This window comes from Rothia sp. HMSC066G07, from assembly GCF_001814485.1.
GTDB lineage: Bacteria > Actinomycetota > Actinomycetes > Actinomycetales > Micrococcaceae > Rothia.
Genome location: NZ_KV816922.1, coordinates 1 through 26143 on the forward strand (window position 1 = coordinate 1; position 26143 = coordinate 26143).

A 26143-nucleotide genomic window follows, 5' to 3' on the forward strand; every position below is an offset into this window, starting at 1 on the left:
ATAGCGTCCAAGTTTCGGGGCGCAGTTCATTTGTAGTGCGGGGCTCCGCTTTCATGTTTTTATCGCTTAAACGCCAGTGGACGCACCATGCAATTTATCAACGTTTAGTAGCCTGACGACGAATCCTCTGTGGTGCGCGTCCTCCACGGTGGCGCATACGATGCAACCTCTGAGTTTCCCCCAACGTGCTCATAGCAGTAACGATTTTGGGGCTTTTTAGAACATCTTTAGTTAGATTATCCAATTCTCCAACAATTTTAAGGACACTTTTCCCCTCCCCTTTATATTTCTTCATACGCCACGCAATATGCCGCGGAGCAATAATATGCATACAGCATACAATGTTTTTTACAAAATCTTCATACGGCTTACCATCCAAAGTAGGCGTAAGATACAGGTTTCCATTCATAACTTGACTCTTTGAGTGTGAATCACTATTTATAAAAAGTTGAGGAATGAATATTTTAATAAATCTCTCGATTTTCTCATCTTTCGAGAAGGACTCACTCAGTTTCTTCATTGCCCCCATTTCGGCAATAGAAGTCTCCCCCAGCTCGAACATTAAAAATGCCTCCCACACGCGCCGAACTTCATTTGGTGCAGGGACTACAGGGACATTCGCCCCTTTCAGTGCAAATTCATACATATTTCTGAGAATGTCGGCATAGTTATCAATATCCTCAAATTTTGATTCTTTAAGTGCATCTGAAGAATTTTTTAACAATTCCCAGCATGACAACTTATTACTATTTATAACTCTTATCATTTTACTCATATTGCAAGCAAAGGATAAGTCGTGCGTCATAATAATCAATTTTGTTTTTGATGCTTTATCCAATACGGATTGACACAAATAGCCAAGAAGGGATGTCACGCCATACTTATTACTATCATCAAAACTCGATACTGGGTCATCAAGAACGACAATCTGATTCTCCATCAAAGAAAATTCAAGATCTTCACTTTGAGAATAGGCAGTAAAATTTTTTCCTTGGGCAAGGGTTGCAAAAAAATAACATAGAGATAAAACATTCTGTTCCCCAACAGATAATCTACCAGGCTTAACCAAATCTTGCCCGTTTTTAACATAATAACCATAATTCTTTGCAGGCTCAATCCGCATTGCTTCTTTACCAAAAACTATATCCAGCAGTCTATTAATATAATTAACTACAGGACCAGTCGAATTTTTTCTATTGATTTCCTCGAGTTCCCTTTCCCATACCGAAAGATCCTTCTCAAGACCAACAATCTCTCTTTTATATTCTTTATACCGTTCCTTATCTCCGCCAGATACAATACCTGAACTAATTTTTTGAAAAACTGAATTATATTCTTTAAAAACCAAAAACATTATCCAATAAGACAATTTTCTCCAATTATCATCAATCTCATTGTATACTTCAATTCTTGCATTTTCGCCTACACCCCTGCCCATGGATTCCCAATTTTTCCTCAATGATTCGAATGCTTCATATATTTCATTTTCAATAAAGGACAGTGAATAGTCATTCGATGCATTTTGGACTATATTCTCACGGATATCAATAAATCTTCTCTGGAATCCATTAGCAATGCATCGAACATACTCTTCTGCGGAGTTAAACTTACCTTCCAGCATAGTAAAGTAGATTAAATCATATAAATCAATACGTGGCCAATCTCCCGATTCATCCTCATAAAATAACAATTCATCCTCTATAAGAAATACATTTTCAATAAGAGCTTTCACATAATCCGCAAGAGTGAAGCCCAAATGGGGAATATCCACATTTACAGATTCACCAAGTAATACATCATCCAAATACCTATTCTTCAACAACTCAATATTTGCATTTATTGAAGAAATATTATTTTTAAGTTCATTAATATTGTCGTTTACTTCCACAGAACCGCCCAGCATAACGACTGGATCTAGACTGTCTTCTGGAGATGCTCGGAAATTTTTAACAACATACTCCTCGTTGAATACATAAACATTTGAAAAGTCGCTTCCTAGTTCCCTTTCTTCCTTATCCAAGAATTTCGTTTTATTGGTTTCGATACTCAAAGCACGAGCTAGCGTAGACTTACCCGAGCCATTTTTACCCAGAATAATGGCACATTGAGCAGTCTTACCGTCAGGGCGACTAAATACCGGATATTTCTTCACCCCAGCATATCCTGTATCAATTTTTATTTTTGATACTTTTGTTGCATCAACCATTTACTCCTCCTAGAGCCAATAGATTTCCTACATTGAATAGATATAATAAAATCCCCTTGAGTATCAGTTCATCACAGATACAACTGTCTCAAGGGGATCTTATAACTTCACTGTTACTCAGATATTAATTTATTTAATTATTCCAAGCTTAGACGTTGAAGCGGAACTCCACCACATCGCCGTCCTGCATGATGTAGTCCTTGCCCTCCATACGGACCTTACCGCGAGCCTTCGCCTCCGCCATGGAGCCAGCCTCGTCCAGGTCCTTGAACGACACAACCTCAGCCTTAATGAAGCCGCGCTCAAAATCAGAGTGAATCACACCAGCAGCCTGCGGCGCAGTATCACCCTTATAAATAGTCCAGGCGCGAGCCTCCTTCGGGCCCGCAGTCAGATAAGTCTGCAGACCCAGGGTCGAGAAGCCCACACGAGCCAGCTGGTCCAGGCCGGACTCATCCTGACCGTTCATCTCCAGCATCTCGCGAGCCTCCTCCTCAGACAGCTCCACCAGATCAGCCTCCAGCTTCGCATCCAAGAACACAGCCTCAGCCGGCGCCACCATGTCACGCAGCTCCTGCTGCTTCTCCTCAGACGCCAGAATGCCCTCATCCGCGTTGAACACGTAAATGAACGGCTTAGCAGTCAGCAGGTTCAGCTCCTTCAGGTGAGCCAGCTCCAGCTTTGCATCCTTCGCACGAGAAATGATAGTGTCACCATCCTCCAGGATCTTCTGCGCAGCCTTGTAGGTCTCCAGCTGAGCGGCGTCACCCTTCTTAATCTTCACAGCCTTCTCCAGACGCGGAATAGCGTTCTCTAGAGTCTGCAGGTCAGCCAGAATCAGCTCAGTATTGATGGTCTCCATATCGGAGGCGGGGTCGACCTTGCCGTCCACGTGAATGACGTCCGGGTCATCAAACGCACGCACCACCTGCGCGATAGCGTGCGCCTCACGAATGTTCGCGAGGAACTTGTTACCCAGACCCTCACCCTCAGAAGCACCCTTCACAATACCCGCAATATCAACGAACGAAACAGTCGCAGGCAGAATACGCTCCGAACCAAAAATCTCAGCCAGACGGTTCAGACGCGCATCCGGCAGGTTCACCACGCCCACGTTCGGGTCAATGGTCGCGAACGGGTAGTTAGCCGCCAGCACAGTGTTGCCGGTCAGAGCGTTGAACAGGGTGGACTTGCCCACGTTAGGCAGGCCAACAATGCCGATAGTTAGAGCCACAAGTTTTCCTTCGAATCATGTGCCGCCATACGTTCAGGATGCGCCGCGTACGTGATGCGGCGGGTGCGGGCGGGCACAGGGCGAAAATGGTGCCCGCTTCCAAGCGCAACACCGTCGGTCTCAAGAAGAAACGGGTGCGGGGCGCCTGCGGGCATAGACACTACCATTCTACCGTGTTCGCGCAGGAGCCGCCCGGGTTGATGAGAGCAGGGGGCTAAAGCCAGCCGTTCTCCGTGGCGATACGCACCGCGTCCTGACGCGTCGACGCACCCGTCTTCGCCATCGCCGCAGATAAATAATTACGCACCGTACCCGCCGACAAAAACAACGCCGACGCAATCTGCTGAGCCGTACCACCCGACGCCGCCTCACGCAGCACCTGCGCCTCACGCTCCGTCAACGGAGAAGCACCCGTCACCAAAGAATCCGCCGCCAACGACGGATCCACCACACGCAACCCCGCATGCACACGACGAATCGCCTCCGCCAACTGGCGAGCACCCGTATCCTTCACCACAAAACCACTCGCACCGGCCTCCAGAGCGCGGCGCACATAGCCGGGGCGGCCAAACGTCGTCACAATCAGCGTACGCACCGGCTCACCCGACTCACTCACCGCACCCGCATCACGCAGCGCCGCAGCCGCCTCAATACCATCAGCCAGCAAAGTGCCGGGCATCTGCACATCCAGCAGCACCACGTCCGGCTTCAACAGAGCAACCGCGCCCAACACCTCATCACCACTACCGACCTGACCCACAATCTGCAGGTCAACCTCCAGACCCAGCAGGGCGGCAAGAGCCTCACGGATGAGCTGCTGATCGTCAGCGAGCAGAACACGAATCATGGGAGCCTCCCAGGGGTGAAGACGGGGTGATAACGGCGGGCGGAACAACCGCGTGAGGTTGTCTACCACCACCATACAGGGGCGAGCCGCTCCCCCGTCCAGGGCACGGCGCCAAGTTCCACAATCTACAGCACCTACCTACAGCAGTGAGGTGTCGCCGTCCATGCTCACACGGATGCGCGTACCCACCCCACCGCCAGGGTTCTCCGCCAGCCACTGCTCGGGCGCCGCCTCAATCACCACGCTACCGCCGGACGCCGCCACGCGCTGAGCCATGCCCGTCAGGCCGTTACCGCGCGCATCGCCCGCACCCACGCCGTTATCGAGGATATCCAGGCCGGTTGCGCTCAGACGCACCCGCGCCGCGTTCGCGCCCGAGTGGCGCACCATGTTCGTGACCGCCTCACGCAGCACCCAAGAGAACAGCTTCGCGTTCACGCCAGCCACCGCGAGCGCGCTCTGAGCATCCGGCAGTTCGGCGCGAATACCGGCAGTCTGCAGGGCACGACCCGCACCCTCAATCTCACCCGAGAAGTCGGGCACACGCAGGCGCGTCACGGTTGAGCGAACCTCCGCCAGGGATGCGCGGGACAGCTGCGCGATTGCCTCCATCTCGGCACCGGCGCGGGCGGGGTCAATCTCCAGCAGGCGCTGCGCCAGCTCCGCTTTGAGGGTGATGACGGTCAGGGAGTGACCGAGCACGTCGTGCACGTCGCGGGCGATCTCTTCACGTTCCTCCGAGAGCGCCAGGGAGGCACGCGCTACATCCGCACGTTCGCCGAGCTCAATCAGGTAGGAGAAACCCAGAAGACCCAGCAGCGGCGCGCCGATAAAGAGAGCAATTCCGCCGTGAGAGGAGAAATCGAAACCGCTCACAGTAACGAATGTCAACCAGCAGATTGCGCCCATCGACGCCGCGACGGTCAGTCGCAGACGGTACGGGGCAATCGTCCCAAAAATCCAGAACGCCACAAAGTACATGCCGAAGCCCAGCAGAATTACGTGTATGTCACTCGGGGTCAACACCGCCATACCTACCAACGGCAGAATCATCAGTGCCGTCCAGATGACGCTTCGGCACACCGTGGAGGCGACCGGCACCAGCCACGGTACCGCGTACGCCGAGCAGTTCACCACCGCGAACAGCGCAATCAGCGCCACGCCGGTCCAACGCACCGGCGCCAGTTCCGGGGCGGTGAGGAAGCTATCCAGCGGCATGAGCAGAAACACCAGCCACGGGGCGCTAAAGCCCAGCGCCAGCCAGTTCACGCTGCCGCGGCGTTCACGGTAGAGGAAGCGGAAGCGATTCTTGCCCAGGGTGCGCTTCGCGGCGGTGGGTGCCGCCTCGTTCTCCGTGTGGGGGTGTTCGTTCTCGTAGGAATGGGTGTGGGTGTGGGTTTCGGTCATGGTTCTAGCCTAACGTGCGGGTGCCGCGGTGCAGATACCACCGGTGCGGCGGTGTCAGTAGCGGCAGTGTTAGTAGATGCGGTGTGAGTGGATACGGCTTCCGCCGCAGCCTCGGGAGCCCCTGATACTACGGAACCCTTGAGACTGCGGCGGGAAGAAGCATTTAGCGGCGGGTTGCGCGGCGCATCAGCAGGGCAGAAACACCCAGGAAGATAGCCGCCCACACAACCAGGCTCACCACTGCGTACCAGAGCGGCTCGGTCACGAACCAGTCCTCACCACCCAGAATAATGGTCTGACCTGCGGCGAAGGGGTAGCGGGCAATCTCGGCGGCACCGTACAGCGGGGTGAAGCGGGCGTACTTCAGCAGGTCGGTGCTCAGCGGGGAGAACACGGTACCGAAGAAGCTCATAATCACCAGCAGACCGTTCGCAATAGACACGGCGTTCTCGTTACGAATCAGCAGACCCATCATGATGCCGTAGAAGGCGAACACCAGACCGCACAGCACCGTCAGCGCGCCGGCGGCAAGCTGCTGGTTCACAGGAATCTCAACACCGGTGAACATGCCCACAATGTTCACCGCAATCACCGGCACCGCAGAGATTACCAGGGCGGTCAGCGCCTTCGCGCCCAGGTACTTACCGGTGGTCAGCGGGGTGAGCGCCAGCTGGCGGTTCCAGCCGCTGGAGAGCTCGGCGACGGTGCTGCCGCTAATCGCCACGGTGTTCTGAACGGCACCGTAGAGCGCCATGCCAATCATGACGTAGGCCGCTACGTTGCCGTCGCCCATCGGCTGGGAGGAGTAGTCCTGCATCGCGCCAAAGAGCAGGAAGAAGACGATGGGCAGTGCCACGCCGAAGAAGAAACGGTCGGTCGAGAGGATAGAAGCGCGGATGTCGTAGAGTGCGTAGCGGAGCATGATGTTTTCCTTGAGGTGTGTAGCGGCGGCGTGTGGTGTTGAGGCGGTCTAGTGTTTAGGCTTCGGTTGCCTTGGAGGCGGCGGCCTGCTCGGTCAGCAGGGTGAAGGACTCGTCCAGGGAGGGCTTGGTGACCTCCAGGTCTCTGATGCTGTAGTTGTTCAGCAGAGTGCGCAGTACCTGCTCAATCTCCAGCACGGAGATGCGGTGGCGGTACCCGCCGGACTCTTCGGTCACCTCGACCGGCACATCCAGGTCGGTGATGGGTGCGGGTGCGAGGAAGGAAAGGTGGCGGTGGCCGGTCAGGGCGCGAATTTCGTCGGAGGAGCCGTCAGCGATGATGGAGCCGGATTCCATGAGCACGATGCGCTGGGCGAAGTTCTGTGCTTCTTCCAGGTAGTGCGTCGCAAAAAGAATGGTCGTTCCACGTTCTGCGATGGCTTCCATACGTTCCCAGAAAGTGCGGCGCGCATTCACGTCCATGCCGGCGGTCGGCTCGTCCAGGATCAGCAGTTCCGGCGAGTGCATGGTCGCCAGGGCGTAACGCAGACGCTGCTGCTGGCCGCCCGAGCACTTACCGACCTTACGCTTAGCGATATCGGTCAGGTCGGCGCCGGCGAGTACCTCATCCACGTCAATAGGCTTGGGGTACAGCGCCGCAATCATCTCAACCGTGGCGCGAATCGTCAGGTCCTTGAGCAGGCCACCGGTCTGCTGAACCGCACCGAGTAGACCGGCGCGTGCCGCCTCGGAGGCGTTGCGACCGAAGACGCTCAACTCGCCGCCGCTGGGCTGGGTCAGACCAAGAATCATGTCGATGAGGGTGGTCTTGCCTGCACCATTGGGGCCGAGCAGTGCGATGATTTCGCCGCGCTTGACGGTCAGGTCAATTGAGTCGACGGCGACCACGGTGCCTGCCGCACGGGTGGAGAAAACCTGGCGGAGGGAGCGGGCAGAAATAACGGTTTCTGCGGTGTTGTGCTTGCTGTTCTGAAGTGCTGCGGTGTTCATGTTTCTATTACACCGCCGGTTTTCGCGCCGCTGCGGTACAGAGTGTCATGACCTGCACATGACAAATGTCATGAGTTCGCGGAGGGGTTGGTATGACGCGGTAATTTCCGGGGTAATAGGCCCTGGGCAACGAGGGTGCAGCGGAGACGGTCACGCGAAGCGGGGGCTCCGTCCTCAAGGCGCCCCAGCGCCGCAGAGGGGGCACTCCCCCGCGTAGCGAGACCGCGAAGCTGCGCAAGAACCCCTACCTGTGCATCCTCATGCGCGAAAACCCAGTGTTTTCTCCCCCGCGAGCGGAAACCGGCGCGTACCGCCATCCCTCCCCATGCATCCTCATGCACGAAAAACCCCGTGTCTTCTCCCCACACGGGGAAGAGGACACGGGGTCATACGCTAAAAGTCTTAGCGAGTGGGCTTAGCGCCGCGGCCACCAAGCTGGCGGCCTACGTTCTCGTCATTCTTCAGAGCGGAACGCAGTTCCTTCGGCAGGGAGAAGAGAATGTCTTCCTTCGCGGTCTCCACCTCTTCGATGGTGTTGTAGCCGTACTCGGCGAGCAGAGCCAGCACCTCCTGAACCAGAACCTCGGGCACGGACGCGCCGGAGGTCAGGCCCACGGTCGCCACACCCTCGAACCAGGACTCGTCCACCTGGTGTGCGAAGTCCACACGCTCGGCACGCTTAGCGCCGTATTCGAGTGCCACTTCCTTCAGGCGCACGGAGTTCGAGGAGTTTGCCGAACCAACCACGATGACCAGGTCAGCGCGCGGAGCAATCTCCTTGATGGCGCCCTGGCGGTTGGAGGTTGCGTAGCAGATGTCGTCCGAGGGCGGATCCTGCAGGGACGGGAAACGCTCACGCAGACGCGCCACGGTTTCCAGGGTCTCATCCACGGACAGGGTGGTCTGAGAAATCCACACAACCTTCTCGGGGTCGCGGACCGTTACCTGGTCCACTTCGTCGGGCGAGTTCACGATCTGGATGTGCTCGGGCGCCTCACCGGCGGTACCCTCGACCTCTTCGTGGCCGGTGTGACCGATGAGCAGGATGTCGTAGTCCTGCTTAGCGAAGCGCACAGCCTCGCGGTGCACCTTGTTCACCAGCGGGCAGGTCGCGTCAATAGTGTTCAGGGAGCGGTCGCCAGCTGCGGAAACCACCGCCGGGGACACGCCGTGCGCCGAGAACACGGTCACGGAACCTTCGGGAACTTCATCCACTTCATCAACGAAGATAGCGCCCTGCTTCTCCAGGGTCTCCACCACGTGGCGGTTGTGAACAATCTGCTTGCGCACGTAGACGGGCGCGCCGTAGTGTTCCAGCGCCTTCTCGACAGCAATCACGGCACGGTCAACGCCGGCGCAGTAACCGCGCGGGGTGGCGAGCAGGACCTTCTTCTCGCCGTTGACGGGTGCGGCGGCTTCAACGTCGGCGCGGCTGCGGCGCTCGCGGGGTACGGGCGGCAGGCCCAGGGCAATAGTTTCAGTGGACATGGTTACTATCCTACGTTGTTCGGACTTTTAGTGTGTGATGACTGTGGCACCGCTCGCAGAGCTACGTCCCAGGGCGATGAGGCGAATCAGAATACCGAGCAGCAGGGCGAGGATCGCCATGACCAGCCCGTAGCTTGCCGCCGCCTGCAAGTGCCCGGTCAGTGACGGTGCAAGCTGGTTCCATGCCCCGGTAATCAGTGCCGTTCCGGCGGTGCTGTGGCTGGTAATTCCTAGGGATTCGGGGCTCTGGCCGACCAACCAGGCTGCGGCGCCCCAGCCCAGCAGTGCGTAGAGCAGAGCCGTGACCACCGGGACCAGGATGCGGTGCCTGGGTGCCAGCAACGTAGCCAGCAGCAGGCTCAGCACCGAGATGATGGTCAGCGGCACGGTGGATTTGCCCAGCGCGGCGGCACGGTTGATGCCGGCATGCAGGTACCATTCCTGCTGCTCCTGCTGGTTGTTGCCGTCCTTCAACCGGTCAATGTTGAGGGTTTCAGGGCCGAGCTTCGTCAGGTCCGGGTCGAAGGAGCCGATAGAGCCGACCTTCGCATCCAGCGCACGGTAGAAGGGGGTGAGCACAATGACGGCGGGGCCGTCCTGGTGTTCGAGGTTGTAGCGGCGAGTTTCCTCGGCTATTTCCTTCCAGAGGCTTCGATATTCTTCAGTTTTTGACAGCTCAGCCGCGGAACGGTTGAGCAGGGAACGTATGCCGTCTTGTGTCGGCTTTACAAGAATGGAGTATAAGCCGCTTTGTTTGGTGCCGTCGAGGAAGGTTGTCATAGCTTCGGAGTTCATGAGGTCTTCGACCGCGCCGTCCGCGATGCGTGAGGCAAGCTGCGAATCTTCCGCCAGGGTGGAGGAAATCTGTGAGAAACCACGCTCTGACATGAGCTTTGAGTTCACCCAGGCACCCGTGGTTGCACCCAGACCGGTCACTAGGGCAAGAGCGCACAGCACAACGGTCAGGAACCTTCGCAAACCTGCCGCGAAGGGAGGCTCCGGGGCGGCATGCAGTTCAGCCTTGGTGGGGGCTGCAGCGTGGCCGAGCGTGCGCGTGGGCTGTAGCAGGGTGGTGTCTTCATCCACTGTATAGTAGCCGTCCGTGTGGGTAATCCGGGTGTCGACGACTCGGGTCGCGTCCGCCGGGTAGTTTTGCGCGCCAGTACCCGCCGCTGACGAAGCCGCGGCGGTGTTGAGGGCGTTGTTCTGATGTGCTGACTGATCGGGTGAGCGCATGAGCCTAGGGTACCCGCTCACGGTGTTCAAAGCCGATTCGGACCCGCAGAATGCGCCAGAAGCTAAGTTCTGCCTGCACTGTGTGCAAGATACCCGAGTCGCCAGGCTGACCTGTGCGCAGGCGCATAACCGACCAATCAGGGACAATAGAAGGTATGAACTTCTACAACCCCTCCGCAGCGCAGCAGCCGCTAGTGGTGCCGCCCGTGCACGAGCGGCAGCTTCCCGGGAAGTCTCAGGAAACCACCGCCACCAACCCCTGGCCCCTCGCCCTGCTCGCGCAGAACCTCAAAAACTACGTAGACAAGGTTCCCGAGCTCTGGGTGGAAGCGCAGGTCGCCTCCCTCAACGGCCGCGGTGGCAACGTCTTCATGGAGCTCAAAGACCTCAACGAAGACTTCTCCTTCACCCTCGCGCTCTTCGGGCGTGCCGGTAGCGGCCTGGCGGCTGATGTGACCGTAGGCGCTCGCATCGTCACCCGCGCCAAGCCGAGCCTGTGGAAGAACGGCAAGCTCTCCCTCATCGGCAAGGAAGTGTACGCGGTCGGCACCGGTAACCTGCACGAGCAGCTGCAGCGTCTGCGTGAAGCTCTCGCCGCCGAGGGGCTGTTCTCTGACGCGCGGAAGAAGCCGCTACCCATGCTGCCGAATCGCGTGGGTCTGATTACCGGTCGCGATTCTGACGCGGAGAAGGACGTTATCCGCAACGCCTCCCTGCGTTGGCCCGGCGTGGTTTTCGAGGTGCGCAATACCCGCGTTCAGGGTGAGGGCGCGGCGGCTGAGGTCATTGCCGCGCTCGCCGAACTGGACGCCCACCCGGAGGTGGACGTCATCGTCATCGCCCGAGGCGGCGGCTCCTTCGAAGATCTGCTGCCTTTCTCTGAGGAGGCGCTCATCCGCGCCGTCGCGGCGGCCACCACCCCGGTGGTCTCGGCAATCGGTCACGAGGCGGACTCCCCCATCCTCGATGCGGTCGCCGATCTGCGCGCCTCCACCCCCACCGATGCGGGTAAGCGCATCGTGCCCGATATTTCGGAGGAAACCGCCCGCATTACCGAGGCCCGCGCCCGCCTGGACCGTGCGGTACTCGGCTACGTGGGCATGCAGATGAACTACATTGCGCAGCTGCGAAGCCGCCCGGTGCTCACCCACCCGGAGTCCTCCCTGCTCATGCGTGTGGAGGAGCTCAGCCAGCTACGCGAACGCGCTCACCGTTCGGTGCAGCACCGTCTGGAGCGTGAGTCGGCGACTCTGTCGCATACGTTGGCGCGGGTGCGTTCGCTCTCGCCTGCGCAGACGCTCAACCGCGGCTACTCCATCGTTCAGGATGCCGCGGGCGCTATTGTGCGTGACGCTTCGGCGTTGAGTGAGGGCGAGCAGATTACGGTGCGTGCGGCGACCGGTTCGGCGCAGGCGGCCGTGACTTCTACGGACCCCTCGAACATCTCCTAAACCTCGATACCCCTAACGTTTTACCCCTAGTTTTTACCTCTGAAAGGTTCCTCAATGAGTGAGAATATTAGCTTCAACAGCGCCGAACTGGGCGCACCCGTCGAAACCCTCGGCTACGAGCAGGCGCGTGCCGAGCTGGAGCAGGTCGTACGCCAGCTGGAGTCCGGCGCCAGTGATTTGGAGACCTCCATCGCCCTGTGGGAGCGTGGCGAGGCGCTTGCCGCCCGCTGCGAGGCGTGGCTGCAGGGCGCGCAGGAGCGCCTGAACGCGGCACGCGGCGCACAGCAGGGCGGTCAGGAGAGCTCGGCAAACTAGAGCCGTTTCCAGCATCCGTTCTGGCACATCCGCCAGCCGTCAAACAAAAATAGCCTGCCCCGCAGCTCATCAGAACTGCGGGGCAGGCTATTTCTGTCTATATGCAGCAGAGGCGGGAAGGCTAGTGCTTCTGCTTGTAGTCAGCCATGAAGTTACCCAGGCGCTCCAGGGCGCTGGTGAGGGTCTGCGTATCGGGCAGGAACACCAGACGGAAATGGTCCGGGTCCTTCCAGTTGAACGCGCGACCGTGGCTGAAGAGAATCTTCTGGCTCTTGAGCAGGTCCAGGGCGAACTGCTCATCGTCGGTGATGTCGAAGCGCTCAATATCAATCTTCGGGAACAGGTAGAGCGCGCCGTCCGCATTGGTGCAGCTGATGCCGTCAATCTCGTTGAGCATCTTGTGTGCCAGGGTGCGCTGCTCGTACAGGCGACCACCGGGAACAATCAGCTCGTTAATGGACTGGTAGCCGCCGAGCGCGGTCTGGATTGCGTGCTGTGCCGGGACGTTGGAGCACAGGCGCATGGAGGCAAGCAGGTGAATACCCTCAAGGTAGCTCGTTGCGTCCTTCTTGGGGCCGGTGATAGCGACCCAACCCGCACGGTAACCGCAGACGCGGTATGCCTTGGACAGGCCGGAGAAGGTCAGGCAGAGCACGTCGTCGCCGGTGAGGGTCGCCATGTTGATGGCCTCTGCGCCATCGTAGGTAATCTTTTCGTAAATCTCATCAGAGAACACGACCAGACCGTGTTCGCGTGCCACATCCACAATCTGCTTAAGCACGGAACGCGGGTAGACGGCGCCGGTGGGGTTGTTCGGGTTAATAACCACGATGCCCTTGGTGCGCTCGGTAATCTTCGACTTAATGTCTTCAATATCCGGGTACCAGTTGTTTTCCTCGTCGCACAGGTAGTGCACGGGCTTGCCGCCCACCAGCGCGGTGGATGCGGTCCACAGCGGGTAGTCGGGCATGGGGACCAGGATTTCGTCGCCGGTCTCGCACAGCGCCTGCAGGGTCATCGGAATCAGCTCAGACACGCCGTTACCCAGGTAGATGGAGTCGGTGTCGAGGTTCATGATGCCGCGGTTCTGGTAGTGCTGCACAATGGCGGTACGTGCCGAGTAGAGGCCGCGGGAGTCAGAGTAGCCCTGGGTCTCAGGCAGGTGACGAATGATGTCCATCATGATGGCATCCGGCGCCTCAAAGCCGAAGGGTGCGGGGTTACCAATATTCAGTTTGAGGATGCGGTGACCCATCGCCTCCATGCGATTGGCCTCGTCCAGAATGGGGCCGCGGATGTCGTACAGGACGTTGCTCAACTTTGAGGACTGACGGTACTTCGTCATGATGCTTTACTTTCTAGGGTGATCCAAAATGAATTGTGCTGCGTCATCATCTGCGATGGGGTTGGAACCGCTAGTCAGACGCAACAGGAACGAGAGGTTACCCGTGTCTAATGTAGATGATACGCGGTTAATTGCCGTCCGGGCGCTATCTGGCAGGGTACGACGAATAATGGGCACCAGTTGCTGTTGCAAAAGTGCCGTTGACGGGTCTTCCAGGGTAACCAGACGGTTATCGTCAATCGCGGAGTCGCAGCTGTGTAGCAGGGTCACCTGCACGGTGTCTGCGGTGAGGGCGTTGACGCGTTCGGCGGGGTTGTCCTGGATCTTCGGGTCTTGCACACGGTAGCGGTAGAGGCTACGCAAAGAATCCACGCCGTAGGTGCCGCTGGAATACCCGGTCGGAATGGAGAACGTCAGAGAAGACTGCACCTCACGCAGATGCGCGAGGGAGTTGAGCTTGTGGCGGGCACTCACGGCGCGGGTGGTAACCAGCACATCCTTGTTGGTGGCGTGGGCGCCGTTGAGGAGCATGAGCTCTTCGGGCAGGATGCGCGAAATGGCGTTGGTCATGTCGGTGGTGCTCATGGCGCGCAGGTTGATGGGGTCTGCGGAGCGGGTGGAGCTTGCGGTGGGGCTCGCGGTTGCGTCCGTAGCATGCGCGGAGGCGGCGCTCTCCTCCGCGGTGGGGGTAGCTGCCGGGGGCAGGGTCACGCCTGCGGCTTGAGCGGAGGCGCTCACGGAGGCGGCGATGCGTTCGTTCTGCGCGGCGGCGGGGCTGATTTTGCCGTCGTCGGTCAGGTAGAGCAGCAGGTCTCCGCTGTAGTCGATGACCAGGTCCAACGATTCAAGCGCGGCGGCGGTGCTGCTTTCCTCATCGTCGGGCAGAGTTGCGGTAGGGGTGGCTGAGTTAGCCGAAGGAACCATGAGCCCGCGCAGGGCGGTAGCGCGGCTGTTCTCGGTGTCAACAAGTTCAACGGAGTAGCCAACCTGTCGCAGGGCGCGCGCGTACACGTGCGCCACGGCGCGCATCTCACGCAGGGCACCGTAGCCGATGCGCAGAGTACCGTAGCTGGATGCGGAAGGGTCCACCTGCGGGGTTGCGTCATTATTCCCGCAGGCGGCGAGCAGCGGCATGAGCGCCAGGGAGGTGAGCGCCGCACGGCGGGTGAGGGTTAGTCGGTTCATTAGGGAAGCTTCCGTGCGTTTTCATCGGCAAGAAATTCGCGGTATTCGCGTGCCCAGCTAGCGGCGTTGGAGTAGCCCATCATGGAGGCTACCTCGTCGATGAGGGTGCCGTAGCGGATGGTGTCTAGCTCAGCGATGGGTACCCAGCGTGCAGTGTCGGAGGAGCCGTTGATTTCGTGGCGCAGTTCGCCGGTGACAATGTGGGCACGGAAAACCACCCGCAGGGCGCAGAAGGGTAGCGCTTGCGGGTCTTTCTGGGTGGAGCGCACAGGGAAGTGTCCGGCGTGCACGCCCAGAATGTCTTCAATGGCGACGCTGTAACCGGTCTCTTCGAGGGTCTCTCGTAGCGCGGTTTCGTCGGCCTGTTCACCGGGTTCCATGCCGCCACCGGGCAGGGACCAGAGGGGGCTGAGCGCGCGGTCTTCGGGCACCCAGCGGGTCATGAGCAGCTTGCCCTGCTCGATGATGACTGCGTAGGCTGCGGGTCGGGTTTCCATTGCTAATGCCATGGTTTGATTTTACCGTCTATCGTTCTTTAGCGTTTCTTGCCGCGGCGTGCGCTGGCAGCTTTGGCGGACTGTCGAGCGTGCTGGCGCGCGTTACCGTTTTTCTTGGCGTTGGCGCGCTTTTTATCGCGTGCTTCGCGGCGGGCGTTGGCGGCTCGCGCCTTCGCTTTTTCCTTTGCCTTTTCAGCGGCGATGCGTTCGGCGCGTGCCTGTCGGGTTTCGCTACCGCGGTCACTGGTTGCGGTGCGGCCACGCACAATACCGATGAAGTCCTGCAGGAGCGCTTCGAGCTCTTCGCTGCGCGGCTCACCCTTGGGAGCACGCGGCCAAACCAGGTGCACCGGGTAGAGGTCCAGGCCCGCAACGGGGCGGTAGGTGAGGTCCTTGCGGTGGTAGAAACGCGCAATGGACATGGGCACAATGTACAGGCCCACACCGGCGGCAACCAGCTCGATGGTTTCTTTATCGTTCAGGCCCTCGGGCACGATGCGACCGGCACTCTCACGCCATGCGCGGGAGACTTCCTCATAGGCGGGAATATCGGAGGCGGGCTGCAGCAGGAACTCTTCAGCAAGCTCCTCCACGGGCACCTCATCAAGCACGGTGAGCACATGGTCCACCGGCAGAATGACCACGGGCAGCTCCTCGTAGAGGCGGATGCTATGGTACTTTTCGCCGTCGGTGCTTGCCGGTTCGCGGTCGGGGCGCACAATGCTCATGTGTGCGAAGGGGTTCTCGGGTACGTCCTTACGCTCAATGGGGGCGTGCTCGGTAGCCTCAGCGCTAACCTCGGCGGGCGCCTCGGAGGCAGTTTCTTCCGCAGAGTTGAGGGCAGGGTCAATCAGGCACAGGTCCTGATGCAGGGAGTCCAGGCCGCGCGCCTCACGCACGGGTACCTCCGCCAGCTGCACACGGTCGCCGAAACGCTCGTGCCAGCGGTTGAACCACTTACCGGGCATAATCGCCGGCACGTAGCTAACGCGCAGCACGGAGCGCTGCAACACGGGGATGGGCAGAGCCTCCGGGGTCTGGATCATCGCCAGCTGCTCGGGATGCAGGTACACGCGGGCGGGGGCCTCGGTGGGCGCTTCGCTTTCTACCTGGTCGGTAGCGTTTTCGGGCGCGCTCTGCTCGGGGTCGATTGCGGTGAGGGCAGAGTCGTTGACGGGCTGCTCTTCGGGGGTGCCTGCGGTGGAGGATGCGGATGAACTCATCCCTCCACGCTAGCACATCTTGGACGGGGGTATTGAGGGCAGGTGAGCGGGCTCAACCCGGCGAGATAGTGCACCTATCCCCCGCTGAAGGTAGGACTAGTTCTCGGCGATGTTATCCGCAGTGTTCTCAACGGTTTCGCGATTAATGCGGCGTTCGCGCAACTGAGCCACAATGACCATCACCGTAATAACAATGGCAAGGGCGAGGGGGAACATCCACGGCTCCAGGCCGAGGGCCGCAAGAATTGCGAAGCCGATGGTGGTGTAAATACACGCCCACATGAAGGTTCCAACCAGCATCGCGGGAACCCAGCGGCGCAGAGGCATTTTCGTGAAGCCGGTCGTGATGATGACCGCGGTTTGCAGGCCCACGGTGAGAAAGCAGAGGGGCACAGCAATAACGCCCCACCGGTTAATCAAGCGGCGCGCTTTACGGTAGAGGGGGCTGTCCATGGCTTTGCGGATGCGGTCGAGGCGGGCGCCGCCTTCAGCAGCGAGCGCGCCAAGAGCGTACACGATGCTGGTGCGGACGATACCGACCACCCACATGAAAGCTAGGGCAACCTCAATCGGGAGTGCGTCAAACCATTCTTTCACCCGGCTATTCTCTCATGAGTGGGCGATATTGACCTGATTGAAGGTTTTTTGAGGCTTCTTATTCGACTTTTGGAGGGGTCAGAAAATTTTTTTAAATTTTTTCAGCCGGGGGTTATTGCCCTTTGTCGCCTGCAATGGCGCGGATTTCACTTAGGACAACCTTAGTTTATTGACAGGCTGTCGCTATTTTCAGCTTGTCACCCGCACGGGAATTAGGATATATTTTTATTACCGAATAAGGCAGGTCTTGTGGGAAGGCCTTCCTAATCGGTCTAGAAGACTTTCTTCCTGTGTGTGATGCTAGAAAAGGAACCCCATGGACGGGGTTCCTTTTCTTTTTAACTTCTTCCCAATCATCCCCAGGCATACAAAAACCCCGACAGTGTGAACTGTCGGGGTTTTATGCGTGTCTGGAGCAAAGTCTACTTCTTACCCTGATTCTTGTCCTGGCGGTGCAGAGCACTCAGCGGCTTGGGCAACTGAACCGGGTTCCAGGTGTTGCTCACCGCCTCAAAGGAGGAGCCAGCACCGGGGTGACGGTTCGTCGAACGAACACCACCGGTTACCGTAGCACCGGTCGAAAGAGCCGAATCGTTCAGCGAGGCGATATCCAGCGCATCGAACTCGGAATCATCCAGGACGTCCGGCAGAGGAATCTCTTCGGGAATCGGCTGAGCGGGAGCCTGAGTAGCAGGTGCCGCAGGCGCCTGGCGGACGGGCGAACCATCGCGCAGAGCCTGGCGAGCCACCGGCTGGGCCGGCTGAATAGCCGGCTGCTGTGCGGGAGCCTGCTGCTGAGCGGCAGGCGCCTGGGCAACCTGCGCAGGCTGAGGTGCTACCGGCTGAGCGGGAGCCACAGGTGCCTGAGCAGGATGTGCGGGCTGAGCAGACGGCACGGGCTGAGTGTGCTGGGGCTGAGCGGGCTGGCTCGGAACAACCGGAGCCTGAGCCACCTGAGGCTGTGCAGCAGTACGCGGTGCACTAGCAGAGGAAGCAACAGAACCGCTCTCCTGGTCAAAGAGCACGCTACCGCGGCGAATCGGCTGGAAGCGGCTCGGACGCTGCTGGCGGCGCTCCTGACGGTGACCTGCGGGCGCCTCCGCCGGGCGGGCAGAACGGGCAGGTACGGTACGAGAAGAATGAGCAGGTGCCGCAGCAGGCGCTTCCGCACGAGGAGCCGCCTCGGGAGCCTCATCGGAGGACTCCACCGCAATGTGCGCACGGCTCGGGCGTGCCGCCTCACGGCTCACGTTGCGGACAGTAGTCTCACGGGTTGCGGGGCGAGCCTGATGTGCAGGCTCTTCGACAGCTTCAGCTTCCGGCGCTTCAGTATCCTCTACAGGCTCAGAAGCGTCATCGTAAGCTTTTTCGTCGTCAGACTCTTCATACGCCTCAGCGTTGTTATCCTCGGCATCTTCTGCTTCTGCCTTGGCGTGGCGCTCATCGCGGTTCGCCTTAATCTGGTTGCTAAGAGACTCCAGCAGACCAAAACGGCTTACAGCCCACGCACCACCGGCAAGAATCAGGAAGAGAACAGCCCAACCCCACGCCAGCACACCAAAGAGCGCCAGAAGACCGGTCACCAGGGCAAGCACGCCCAGACCAGCCGCAACCAGCAGGGCGATACCGCTCAGGCTCGAGGTATCAAAGTAGGACAGCGGCGAGGGCTTCGACTCCTCCACCACCGGAATCTCATCGGTGTAGGGAGCAGTCGGGGAAGAATCACGAATCTGCGAAATAGAAGCCGTATCCGGGGCAGGCTGAACAGCATCCTCTACGGCGTGAGAGGAACGGGAAGAAGCCTGTGGAAGAGCAGAAGAGGGTAGGGAGGTACCCGGCGCCACCGCATGATCGGAAGACTGGTACGCCTCCGACTCATTCAGCAGCACGCCTGCAGAGGCGAGAATGTCCTCAGCGGTACGCTCGGCGCTAATCAGGGGACGCTCGGGCTCCACGGAGGGACCAGCGGGCGCGCGACGGAGGCTCCTGGGCACAAACCACAGCAGCAAAATCACGGTCAGAATTACCAACACACCGGAGGTGTTCAAAAGCGTCATATTCAGGTCGCCCTCTATCGTCCCTTTATCCCTAGACTTTAATCATACCCTTATATTCCCAATGCTTTCCATAAGCGGCAAGAATCGGGCTGGATATGCGCATATACCCCAGAAGGAATATGCGCACTACGACGTCGTTGCGTCCCTGCACAAGACACACTCTGGACCCTCACCCAGTAGCACGCCACGCACATAACGGACACGAACGACGCAAAGGAAGGCGCCCTCCCTCAGGGCTAACGCCCCACCAGAAAGAACGCCTTCCTCAGCGTGGTTGGTATTTATCGGTTGCCCTCATCAGAGAGCGAATGCAGAGTAATTAGCAGTTCTCTGCGACAAAGTCCTTCAGCCATGCGCGCAGGTCGTCACCGAACTCGGGACGCTCAGCAGCAAGAATAACGTTTGCCTTCAGGTAGGACAGCTTGTCACCGGTGTCGAAACGGCGGCCGGAGAAGACCACACCGTAGACGCCTTCGCCTTCGCCCTCACCCTGAGCCAGGGTCTGCAGAGCGTCAGTCAGCTGAATCTCGCCGCCGCGGCCCGGAGCGGTGTTCTCCAGAACCTCGAAGACCTTCGGGCTCAGAACGTAACGGCCGATCACAGCGTAGTTCGAGGGAGCCTCATCAGCAGCGGGCTTCTCAACCAGACCGGTGATCTTCACGAAACCGTCTTCGCCCTCAACAGCCTCAATAGCAGCTGCACCGTAAGCGGAAATAGCCTCGCGGGGGACCTCCATCAGAGCAACGACGGAACCGCCGGTGCGCTCCTGGACCTCCACCATGCGGGAGAGCAGGTCTTCCTTCTCATCAATCAGGTCATCACCGAGCAGAACAGCGAATGCCTCATCGCCAACGTGGCGCTTTGCGCGCAGAACAGCGTGGCCCAGGCCCTTGGGGTCGCCCTGACGCACGTAGTGCAGGTCGCCGCCCATCTCATTGGTAGCTACCACAGAAGCGAGCAGAGCGTCCTTACCCTGCTCAGCGAGCTGCTGCTCCAGAACGGGAACGCGGTCGAAGTGATCCTCGAGAGCGCGCTTGTTACGGCCGGTAATCATCAGAACGTCATTCAGACCGGCACGGATTGCTTCCTCCACCACGTACTGAATCGCGGGGCGATCAACGACGGGGAGCATTTCCTTGGGGGTTGCCTTCGTGGCGGGCAGGAATCGGGTGCCCAGACCAGCAGCAGGAATAACTGCCTTAGTAACAGACTTAATTTCAGTAGCCATGCCACAAGAATACCCTAAGTTGTAAAGTACTTAAGCTGATTTATCGACACTATGACGTGAAAAAATCTTCAACGTGACTAACTACATATCGGTGAAGGTACATTCTTCGGGTTGTAGAGAAAATACGTTCCTCGAAACCCAATGCTATTTTCTGCAATCCCTATACTAAAAAGTAGATTCTATAGCCCAGCAGAGTAGGTTGCTTTTTGCCGCCCATAAGGATGTTTTCACCCCACCTCGGAACGCCTCTCAACGCGGAGGCACCACGACTCAAACCAGCCAAACTAGGCCATAGAGCCACTCTCCTCCACCCCGCATAAGACCTCACCCGCAAAGACGATGGGACACACCATGCCTCTCAATACCGCAGCCGCCACCAGCAACTCCGATACCGGTGCCAGCGCAGAAGATATCTCCCTGGATAAAGACATTCTCCGCTCTCAGATTCGCCCCCGCCGCCTCACCGCACGCAGCCACCGCGGCGAACACGACCAGCAGCAGATAGCTGACCTTTTCACCCACCACATTCTTGAAGCGGTCGCGCAGCGCCTCCACTCCCCCGGCACCATTGCGGCATACCTGCCCACCAAGTCCGAACCGCCCATCATCGAAGCACTAACCCGCCTGCACAAGGACGGACACCGCATCCTCGTGCCCGTCGTGCGTCCCGGCCGCAAACTCGCCTGGGTGCACTGGGATCCCGCCGTCGAGCACCCGCTCAGCCCCATGGGAATCCCCGAACCCGAAGGCGAAGAACAGGACGAGCGAGCCTTCGTGAACGCCGATGTGCGCCTCGTCCCCGCTCTCGCCTTTGATGCTGACGGGCACCGCCTCGGTCAAGGAGGCGGCTACTATGACCGCATTATCCCCCTGCTCAGCGCACAGCAGCTGAAGGAGCAGAGCATCGGCGTGGTCTTTGCCGATGAAATTTATGAAGCTATTCCCTACGACCAGTGGGACGCTATTCTGCCAGTCATCCTCACCGAAGAAGGCGTTTTCCGCACCTCTCAGCAGTCACCGATGTAGCCGGTTGACCAGCACCGCCCACCTCCTGATTGACACCCCAAATCTTCATGCAAAAGCTCAAAGATATGCAGGAACACACGACCAAAATCGCTCAGGAAAAAGGCAAAAAGAAACCAAAAATAGCTTTTTGAGAAGAAACCGCAAATAGCCCAGAGCGTTTCAAAAGCGGTACACTCAAACCACTGTTATTAAACCCGCTCAACGAAAAATCGATACAGAAGGACAATATGCCGGTCTACGTTTACCAGTGCAAGAATTGCAATCACGTCTTTGAACAGCGCCAGTCCTTTAGCGACGATGCACTGCGCGTCTGCCCGCAGTGCGGCGAAAAAACCCTGCGCAAGCGCTACAACACCGTCGGCGTGACCTTCAAGGGTTCCGGCTTCTACAGCACCGACAAGGGCAACTCCTAAACGGGGTTCCACACCAGCCAAAAGAGGGGCGGGGCAACACAGGTTGCCCCGCCCCTCGGCGTTTAAGAAGCACTCCCGGTACGGATGCGCTACACGATATTGTTACCCCAGTGCGGAGGACGCTGCTGACGCATCCATTCCAGACGCTCACGCTCCTCCGGGGTCAGCGGCTGCGCAGAAGCAGCCGCCTTCTGAGAACTCGCCTTCTGGGGGTTCTGCTTCTGGGCATCAGCTTTCTTCGGGGAAGCCCCCGCGGCAGAGGAAGTACCCGAAGCCACAACCGGAGGCGTAGTCACGCCCACCAGCAGAGGCTCAGCCCCGCTCACCGAGCCGCCGCCGCTCACGCGGCGGTGTCCACGGCGAGGCTTCGGCGTTGACGAATAACTAGCCACGAACCTCAGCGCCCTCATCCATATCCAGGTAGTGCAGCACGCGCGCCACCACAGCATCCGGGTCGGCGAACACCTCCAGGGTGCCCAGGGTGATGTAGTTCCAGCCCGTGCGGCTCAGACGCTCCGGCAGCAGACGGGTACGCTCACGCACCGAAGCACGCGCGTAGTTCTGCTCGCCATCAGAGCACGCCACCAGCGGCATAGCCGCCGGAGCACTCGGTTGCGAAGACACCACGGGAGCCACACCCAGCGCGGGCACCGGCTCAGCCGCCAGCTTCTCCGGGGCGTGCGCAATCAGAGCGATATCGCCCTCACCGCGGGTCACACGCACACCGCGAGCCTGCAGACGCGCCACCAAATCGTTCAGCAGCCAGTCGCCCAAATCCGGGGTGTCCGCGTCGTCGACGGCCAAGAACGCGTTACGCGGCAGGGTCTCCGGCACGCGCTGTGCCTTCGCTTCCACCTCTTCACGCGCCTGACGTTCCGCGTGTTCACGCAGCAGGTGGTAGAAATCCACCGCGCCATGATGCAGCTTCTGCGGGTCCAGCTCGGAGGGGTCAATGCACGAGACAATGCGCAGGGCACGGCGTGCACGAGTCAACGCCACCACAAAGCCCTGGCGACCGTGCTCAGCAGACAGCTGACCCAAATCGTAGGACGCCTGACCCAGGCGGGCACGACCCACACCCAGGGAGAAAATCACGGTATCGCGTTCGAGGGTCTCGGCGCGGGTCAGGTCGACCACGCGGAAAGACTCTTCACCAGCGGCGAAGAACGGCCCCAGCTGCGGGTACAAGCTCAAGGCATGACGCACCGACTCAGCCACACGCTGAGCGTGCTTCGGGCTAGCCGTCACAACCGCCAGCGAACGGTCCGGGGTACGGTAGGCGTGCTCCAGTACCAGGTTTGTCACGCGCTCCACCTCAACACCGGGCGAATCCAGGTTCGCGTTATCGCTCACTTTACCGCGAGTATCAATGTACTCAACGGTCAGCGAACCGGCGGGCTGGGCGGAGGCGCGGCTCACCGGAGCCGCATGCAGCTGCGAACCGTAGAACTCACGGTTCAGGTAGTCAAGAATCACCGGGTCCATGCTGCGGTGCAGCATCGCCAGGGTGCGGTTGGGCAGTACGGTAGCGAGCACGTCGAAGGTGCTGTCCAGCTGCTCACCTGCCGGTTCCGGCGCCCCAAAGGTCGGGGCGGACACGATGAACGGCGAGGGGTAACCCGAATGCGGGTCGCCCAGGGCAATCACCTGGTCGGCGCGAGTAATCGCGGGCAGGTTCGCTGCCAGCGGGGTCGACTCGGAGTCCAGCAGCAGCACCGTATCAAAACGCATGGAGGCGGGAACCTTACGCGCCAGGGCGAAGGGGCTCGCAGTCCACAGCGGCAGCAGGGTACGTGCCATCACCGGGGCGTGAGTCAGCAGCTCCTCGAGCACGAACTCGTAGCCGCGCAGCTGGCTCTTCAGGTACGCTGCCTGATCATGCTTAGACTCAATACGCTCAGTCCACACGCGAGCAACCTTCGCCAGCAGACGCGCCGGGGCGCTAGTCATGTGGGCGTAGTCGGCACGGCGGAAACGGGACTCCGTATCGCGCAGACGGTCACCGTCCAGCAGCTTACCTTCGTGATGCTGTAGCAAGAATTCCAGGGCAGACTGCCACCAGGCAAGCTCCAGTTCAGCGGAAATAACCTCGGTCGGAACCTGACGCGCGTACAGGTCATCGAGCAGCTCCGACAGGCCGCGCTCACGCAGTTTCTGGGTCAGGGCGTCACGCTCCGGCAGGGTCATGAGCAGCACGCGGTCCGCCATGAGGGCATCCAGGCGCGCATCCAGAGCATCCAGGTCGGTGCGCACGAAGTCGGTGCCCTCAATGGTATCCGCAAGAACAATACCCAGACCCGCCAGCTCAGACACCAGAGAGTTCAGGGCTGCAGCCAGCTGGTCCAGGTTCTCCGGAATCTGCGGGGTGCGGGGCGCCTCAATGTGGCGAATCCACTCGGCACGCTCAGCCTGAACCACCTTCAGCTGCTCGTGCAGGTCACCGATATTCACGCCGGGCAGGATGTATTCCTTCGCCGCACGGCGCAGGCGGGAACGCTGCATACTGCTCATCTCGATGCCGTTCTCACGGCGCCACGAACCGGAGGCAGTCGCCGCAATCAGGTCGGTCACCGGGCGGTCGTAGACATCCGCACGGAAACGCTTGAGCGTCTCACGGATACGCATCAGAATCGCCAGCTGCGACTCCCACTCAGCGATGGTGCGGCCGCGGCGCAGACCCAGCATGGCGCTGGTCTGGTTCATCGCCTCACGCAGGTTCAGCAGGGAGGACTTGAGGGTAATGACCAGGGCGTACGCCTCGGCGGCTTCCTCGTCATTGACCAGGCGGGCACGGTACCACGGGGAGGTGCGCGAAGCCGCCGCAAAACCATCAATCTCACCCAGACGCACCAGCTCGGCACGCACCTGCTCACGCTCCAAGAGCGAATCGAGCATAGGGCGGTCAAAACGCACGCGGGTTGCCGGGCCGTCCTCGGAGGCGGTCAGCTCAGCCAGACGCTGCAGCGCCGAGTAGACAGAAATCTGCCAGTTGGCGTCCTTGTTCAGCAGGGCACGAGTGTGGTCGAGCAGCGCGGCACGGGTCGCCACAAGCTCTTCGTTCAGGTCCTCAGAGTTAGGCTCTTCGGCGCCCTCATTACGCACGATTGCGCGAATGAACTCGGCGCGCTGAGCCTCAGCATCGTGCTCGGCAAGCAGGTCGTAGCGCAGGCTCTCAATACCGGTGCGCTTGAGCAACGCCGAGAATTCAGCGAGGGTGGAGCGCTTCTCGCCCACCACGAGCACGGATTTACCGCGACCCATCAGGGCGGATGCAATATTCACGGCGGTACGCAGCGGCTCGGTGCCGGGCGCCGCAGTGATGGTGAAGGAGAATCCGCTGACCGCGGTGTCGACAATTTCCTGGGCGTTCGCATCAGCGTCCAGCAGGAGCATTTCTTCTGCCGGGTCGCGCTGGTCCAGGGGCTGCTGCAGGTTGTGGGCGTTGAGCTCGCGCGGCTTCACGCCGGGAACCTTCAGTGCCGCCAGGTCACGAACCAGCGGGGTGATAGCGGTGTGCGGCAGCTCGCCCAGGCTTTCCTTCAGGTCAGCAAAGGTGGAGATGAAATACTTCGACTCAATGGTCATGCCCGGAATACGACCGGCAGATGCGCGCATACGTTCAATGACCGGCTCGGGGTCCAGACGGGACATGGAGTTCGCCAGCTGCGCCACATCCATGGTGCCCAGGTCGATGCCGTATTCCTGCTTGATCTGTCGGACCATCGCCGGGTTCAGGCGTGCAGAACCGGCGAGGCGCAGCTCGAAGTCGTCGTCCTTCGGGTGCGGGGTGATGCTCAGCGGCGCCATGAGAATCGGCGCGATGAAGCGCTTCTCGTAGGCGGCAGCATCCTCGCGGGTGTCGTGCGACAGCCAGGAGGCGGTACCCGCCACGAAGTAGCCGGAGTCCAGGCCGTGGTCGGTGGCGAGTTCGTAAATCTTGGTGCGCAGGGTGCGTGCGGAACGCATGCCCGCCTCCAGCTGCGACTTGTCGCGCAGAATCGTGGAGAGGCGGGTCTTACGTCCGGCGAGCAGCTGTGCCAGGCCGGAGGGGTTCGCCTCGGACAGGTCGATGTGCACGTAGTCGACCTGGTTGAAGTCGAGCATCGCGTCGGGACCGGTGTAGACGTCCATCTGTTCCGCCCAGCGCTCAAGCCCCGCCGAGGGGTCAAAGTCCTCGTGGGCGGGGTTCAGGTGTGCGGGCAGCTCGGCGATGTTGATTTCGTCGGCTACTTCGTGGGTTTCCTCTGCTGAGGTCGCGGCGGCTGCGGCGGGCTGAGCGGTATCAGCCGGGGCGCCGGGTGCGTGTTGCGCGTCGGTAGGCTCGGGAATCTGGTTCACGTCGTGAGTGTCCTTGTGGGTCAGTGCGGTGTACGTTTGCGCGTACACACCGAAGATGGTGGTTCTTCCGGGGTCCTCTGCCCGGTGTGCCTCATGCTGTGTTTCAAGCGGGGCGGGTG

The 26143-nt window shown here is 59.6% G+C and carries 21 protein-coding genes; 4 read left to right on the forward strand and 17 right to left on the reverse strand.

The features are described from left to right. Positions 1-97: 97 nt before the first annotated feature. From HMPREF2971_RS01570 to HMPREF2971_RS01605, 8 genes are all read right to left on the reverse strand, one after another. Entirely contained in the window at positions 98-2206 is a 2109-nt protein-coding gene (locus HMPREF2971_RS01570; RefSeq protein ID WP_070690846.1) for an AAA family ATPase, read from the reverse strand. A 148-nt stretch (positions 2207-2354) separates the two neighbouring features. Continuing rightward, complete coding sequence (gene ychF, locus HMPREF2971_RS01575; RefSeq protein ID WP_005505132.1) at positions 2355-3440, reverse strand: redox-regulated ATPase YchF; 1086 nt, start codon at positions 3438-3440, stop codon at positions 2355-2357. 214 nt (positions 3441-3654) lie between these two features. Continuing rightward, positions 3655-4287, reverse strand: a complete 633-nt coding sequence (locus HMPREF2971_RS01580; RefSeq protein WP_005508461.1) for a response regulator transcription factor — start codon at positions 4285-4287, stop codon at positions 3655-3657. 138 nt (positions 4288-4425) lie between these two features. After that, positions 4426-5694: a sensor histidine kinase gene (locus HMPREF2971_RS01585; protein WP_070690849.1), complete on the reverse strand. Its 1269-nt coding sequence runs from the start codon at positions 5692-5694 to the stop codon at positions 4426-4428. A 163-nt stretch (positions 5695-5857) separates the two neighbouring features. Beyond that, a complete protein-coding gene (locus HMPREF2971_RS01590; RefSeq protein ID WP_070690852.1) occupies positions 5858-6616 on the reverse strand; it encodes an ABC transporter permease in 759 nt (252 codons plus the stop codon). A gap of 55 nt (positions 6617-6671) precedes the next feature. Beyond that, on the reverse strand, positions 6672-7625 hold the full coding sequence (locus HMPREF2971_RS01595; RefSeq protein WP_070690855.1) for an ABC transporter ATP-binding protein: 954 nt from the start codon (positions 7623-7625) through the stop codon (positions 6672-6674). A gap of 402 nt (positions 7626-8027) precedes the next feature. Next, on the reverse strand, positions 8028-9113 hold the full coding sequence (locus tag HMPREF2971_RS01600) for a 4-hydroxy-3-methylbut-2-enyl diphosphate reductase (RefSeq protein ID WP_070690858.1): 1086 nt from the start codon (positions 9111-9113) through the stop codon (positions 8028-8030). A 27-nt stretch (positions 9114-9140) separates the two neighbouring features. Beyond that, complete coding sequence (locus HMPREF2971_RS01605; protein WP_070690861.1) at positions 9141-10349, reverse strand: dehydrogenase; 1209 nt, start codon at positions 10347-10349, stop codon at positions 9141-9143. Between the two features lie 155 nt (positions 10350-10504). Here HMPREF2971_RS01605 and xseA point away from each other — a divergent pair, with 155 nt between their 5' ends. Both xseA and HMPREF2971_RS01615 read left to right on the forward strand, forming a co-directional pair. After that, positions 10505-11800: an exodeoxyribonuclease VII large subunit gene (gene xseA / locus HMPREF2971_RS01610; RefSeq protein WP_070690866.1), complete on the forward strand. Its 1296-nt coding sequence runs from the start codon at positions 10505-10507 to the stop codon at positions 11798-11800. A gap of 54 nt (positions 11801-11854) precedes the next feature. Continuing rightward, positions 11855-12115: an exodeoxyribonuclease VII small subunit gene (locus tag HMPREF2971_RS01615; RefSeq protein ID WP_070687310.1), complete on the forward strand. Its 261-nt coding sequence runs from the start codon at positions 11855-11857 to the stop codon at positions 12113-12115. A gap of 121 nt (positions 12116-12236) precedes the next feature. On the opposite strand, the gene HMPREF2971_RS01620 is transcribed toward HMPREF2971_RS01615, so the two are convergent. From HMPREF2971_RS01620 to galU, 7 genes are all read right to left on the reverse strand, one after another. Further along, positions 12237-13460 carry a pyridoxal phosphate-dependent aminotransferase gene (locus tag HMPREF2971_RS01620; RefSeq protein ID WP_070690869.1) on the reverse strand — a complete coding sequence of 408 codons (1224 nt, stop codon included), beginning with the start codon at positions 13458-13460 and terminating at the stop codon, positions 12237-12239. Between the two features lie 6 nt (positions 13461-13466). Continuing rightward, on the reverse strand, positions 13467-14645 hold the full coding sequence (locus HMPREF2971_RS01625; protein WP_070690872.1) for a glycine betaine ABC transporter substrate-binding protein: 1179 nt from the start codon (positions 14643-14645) through the stop codon (positions 13467-13469). Then, positions 14645-15142, reverse strand: a complete 498-nt coding sequence (locus HMPREF2971_RS01630) for an NUDIX domain-containing protein (protein ID WP_005505097.1) — start codon at positions 15140-15142, stop codon at positions 14645-14647. Before HMPREF2971_RS01630 ends, HMPREF2971_RS01625 begins: the two co-directional genes overlap by 1 nt. A gap of 38 nt (positions 15143-15180) precedes the next feature. After that, entirely contained in the window at positions 15181-16365 is a 1185-nt protein-coding gene (locus HMPREF2971_RS01635; protein ID WP_096741048.1) for a LysR substrate-binding domain-containing protein, read from the reverse strand. A gap of 96 nt (positions 16366-16461) precedes the next feature. Next, entirely contained in the window at positions 16462-16962 is a 501-nt protein-coding gene (locus HMPREF2971_RS01640) for a DedA family protein (protein ID WP_049363258.1), read from the reverse strand. Positions 16963-17384: 422 nt separating this feature from the next. Next, positions 17385-19019 (reverse strand): hypothetical protein, encoded by a 1635-nt coding sequence (locus tag HMPREF2971_RS01645; protein ID WP_070690877.1) that lies wholly within the window; start codon positions 19017-19019, stop codon positions 17385-17387. 319 nt (positions 19020-19338) lie between these two features. Further along, a complete protein-coding gene (galU, locus tag HMPREF2971_RS01650; RefSeq protein ID WP_012903104.1) occupies positions 19339-20247 on the reverse strand; it encodes a UTP--glucose-1-phosphate uridylyltransferase GalU in 909 nt (302 codons plus the stop codon). Between the two features lie 351 nt (positions 20248-20598). On the opposite strand from galU, the gene HMPREF2971_RS01655 reads away from it, so the two are divergent. Next, positions 20599-21273, forward strand: a complete 675-nt coding sequence (locus tag HMPREF2971_RS01655; protein ID WP_138187167.1) for a 5-formyltetrahydrofolate cyclo-ligase — start codon at positions 20599-20601, stop codon at positions 21271-21273. Positions 21274-21500: 227 nt separating this feature from the next. Continuing rightward, a complete protein-coding gene (locus HMPREF2971_RS01660; protein ID WP_070690880.1) occupies positions 21501-21686 on the forward strand; it encodes an FmdB family zinc ribbon protein in 186 nt (61 codons plus the stop codon). Between the two features lie 89 nt (positions 21687-21775). Here HMPREF2971_RS01660 and HMPREF2971_RS01665 read toward each other — a convergent pair whose 3' ends face one another. After that, positions 21776-22078: a hypothetical protein gene (locus HMPREF2971_RS01665; protein ID WP_141744676.1), complete on the reverse strand. Its 303-nt coding sequence runs from the start codon at positions 22076-22078 to the stop codon at positions 21776-21778. After that, entirely contained in the window at positions 22071-26072 is a 4002-nt protein-coding gene (locus HMPREF2971_RS01670) for a DEAD/DEAH box helicase (protein ID WP_070690883.1), read from the reverse strand. The genes HMPREF2971_RS01665 and HMPREF2971_RS01670 overlap by 8 nt, the downstream gene beginning before the upstream one ends. Positions 26073-26143: the final 71 nt, after the last annotated feature.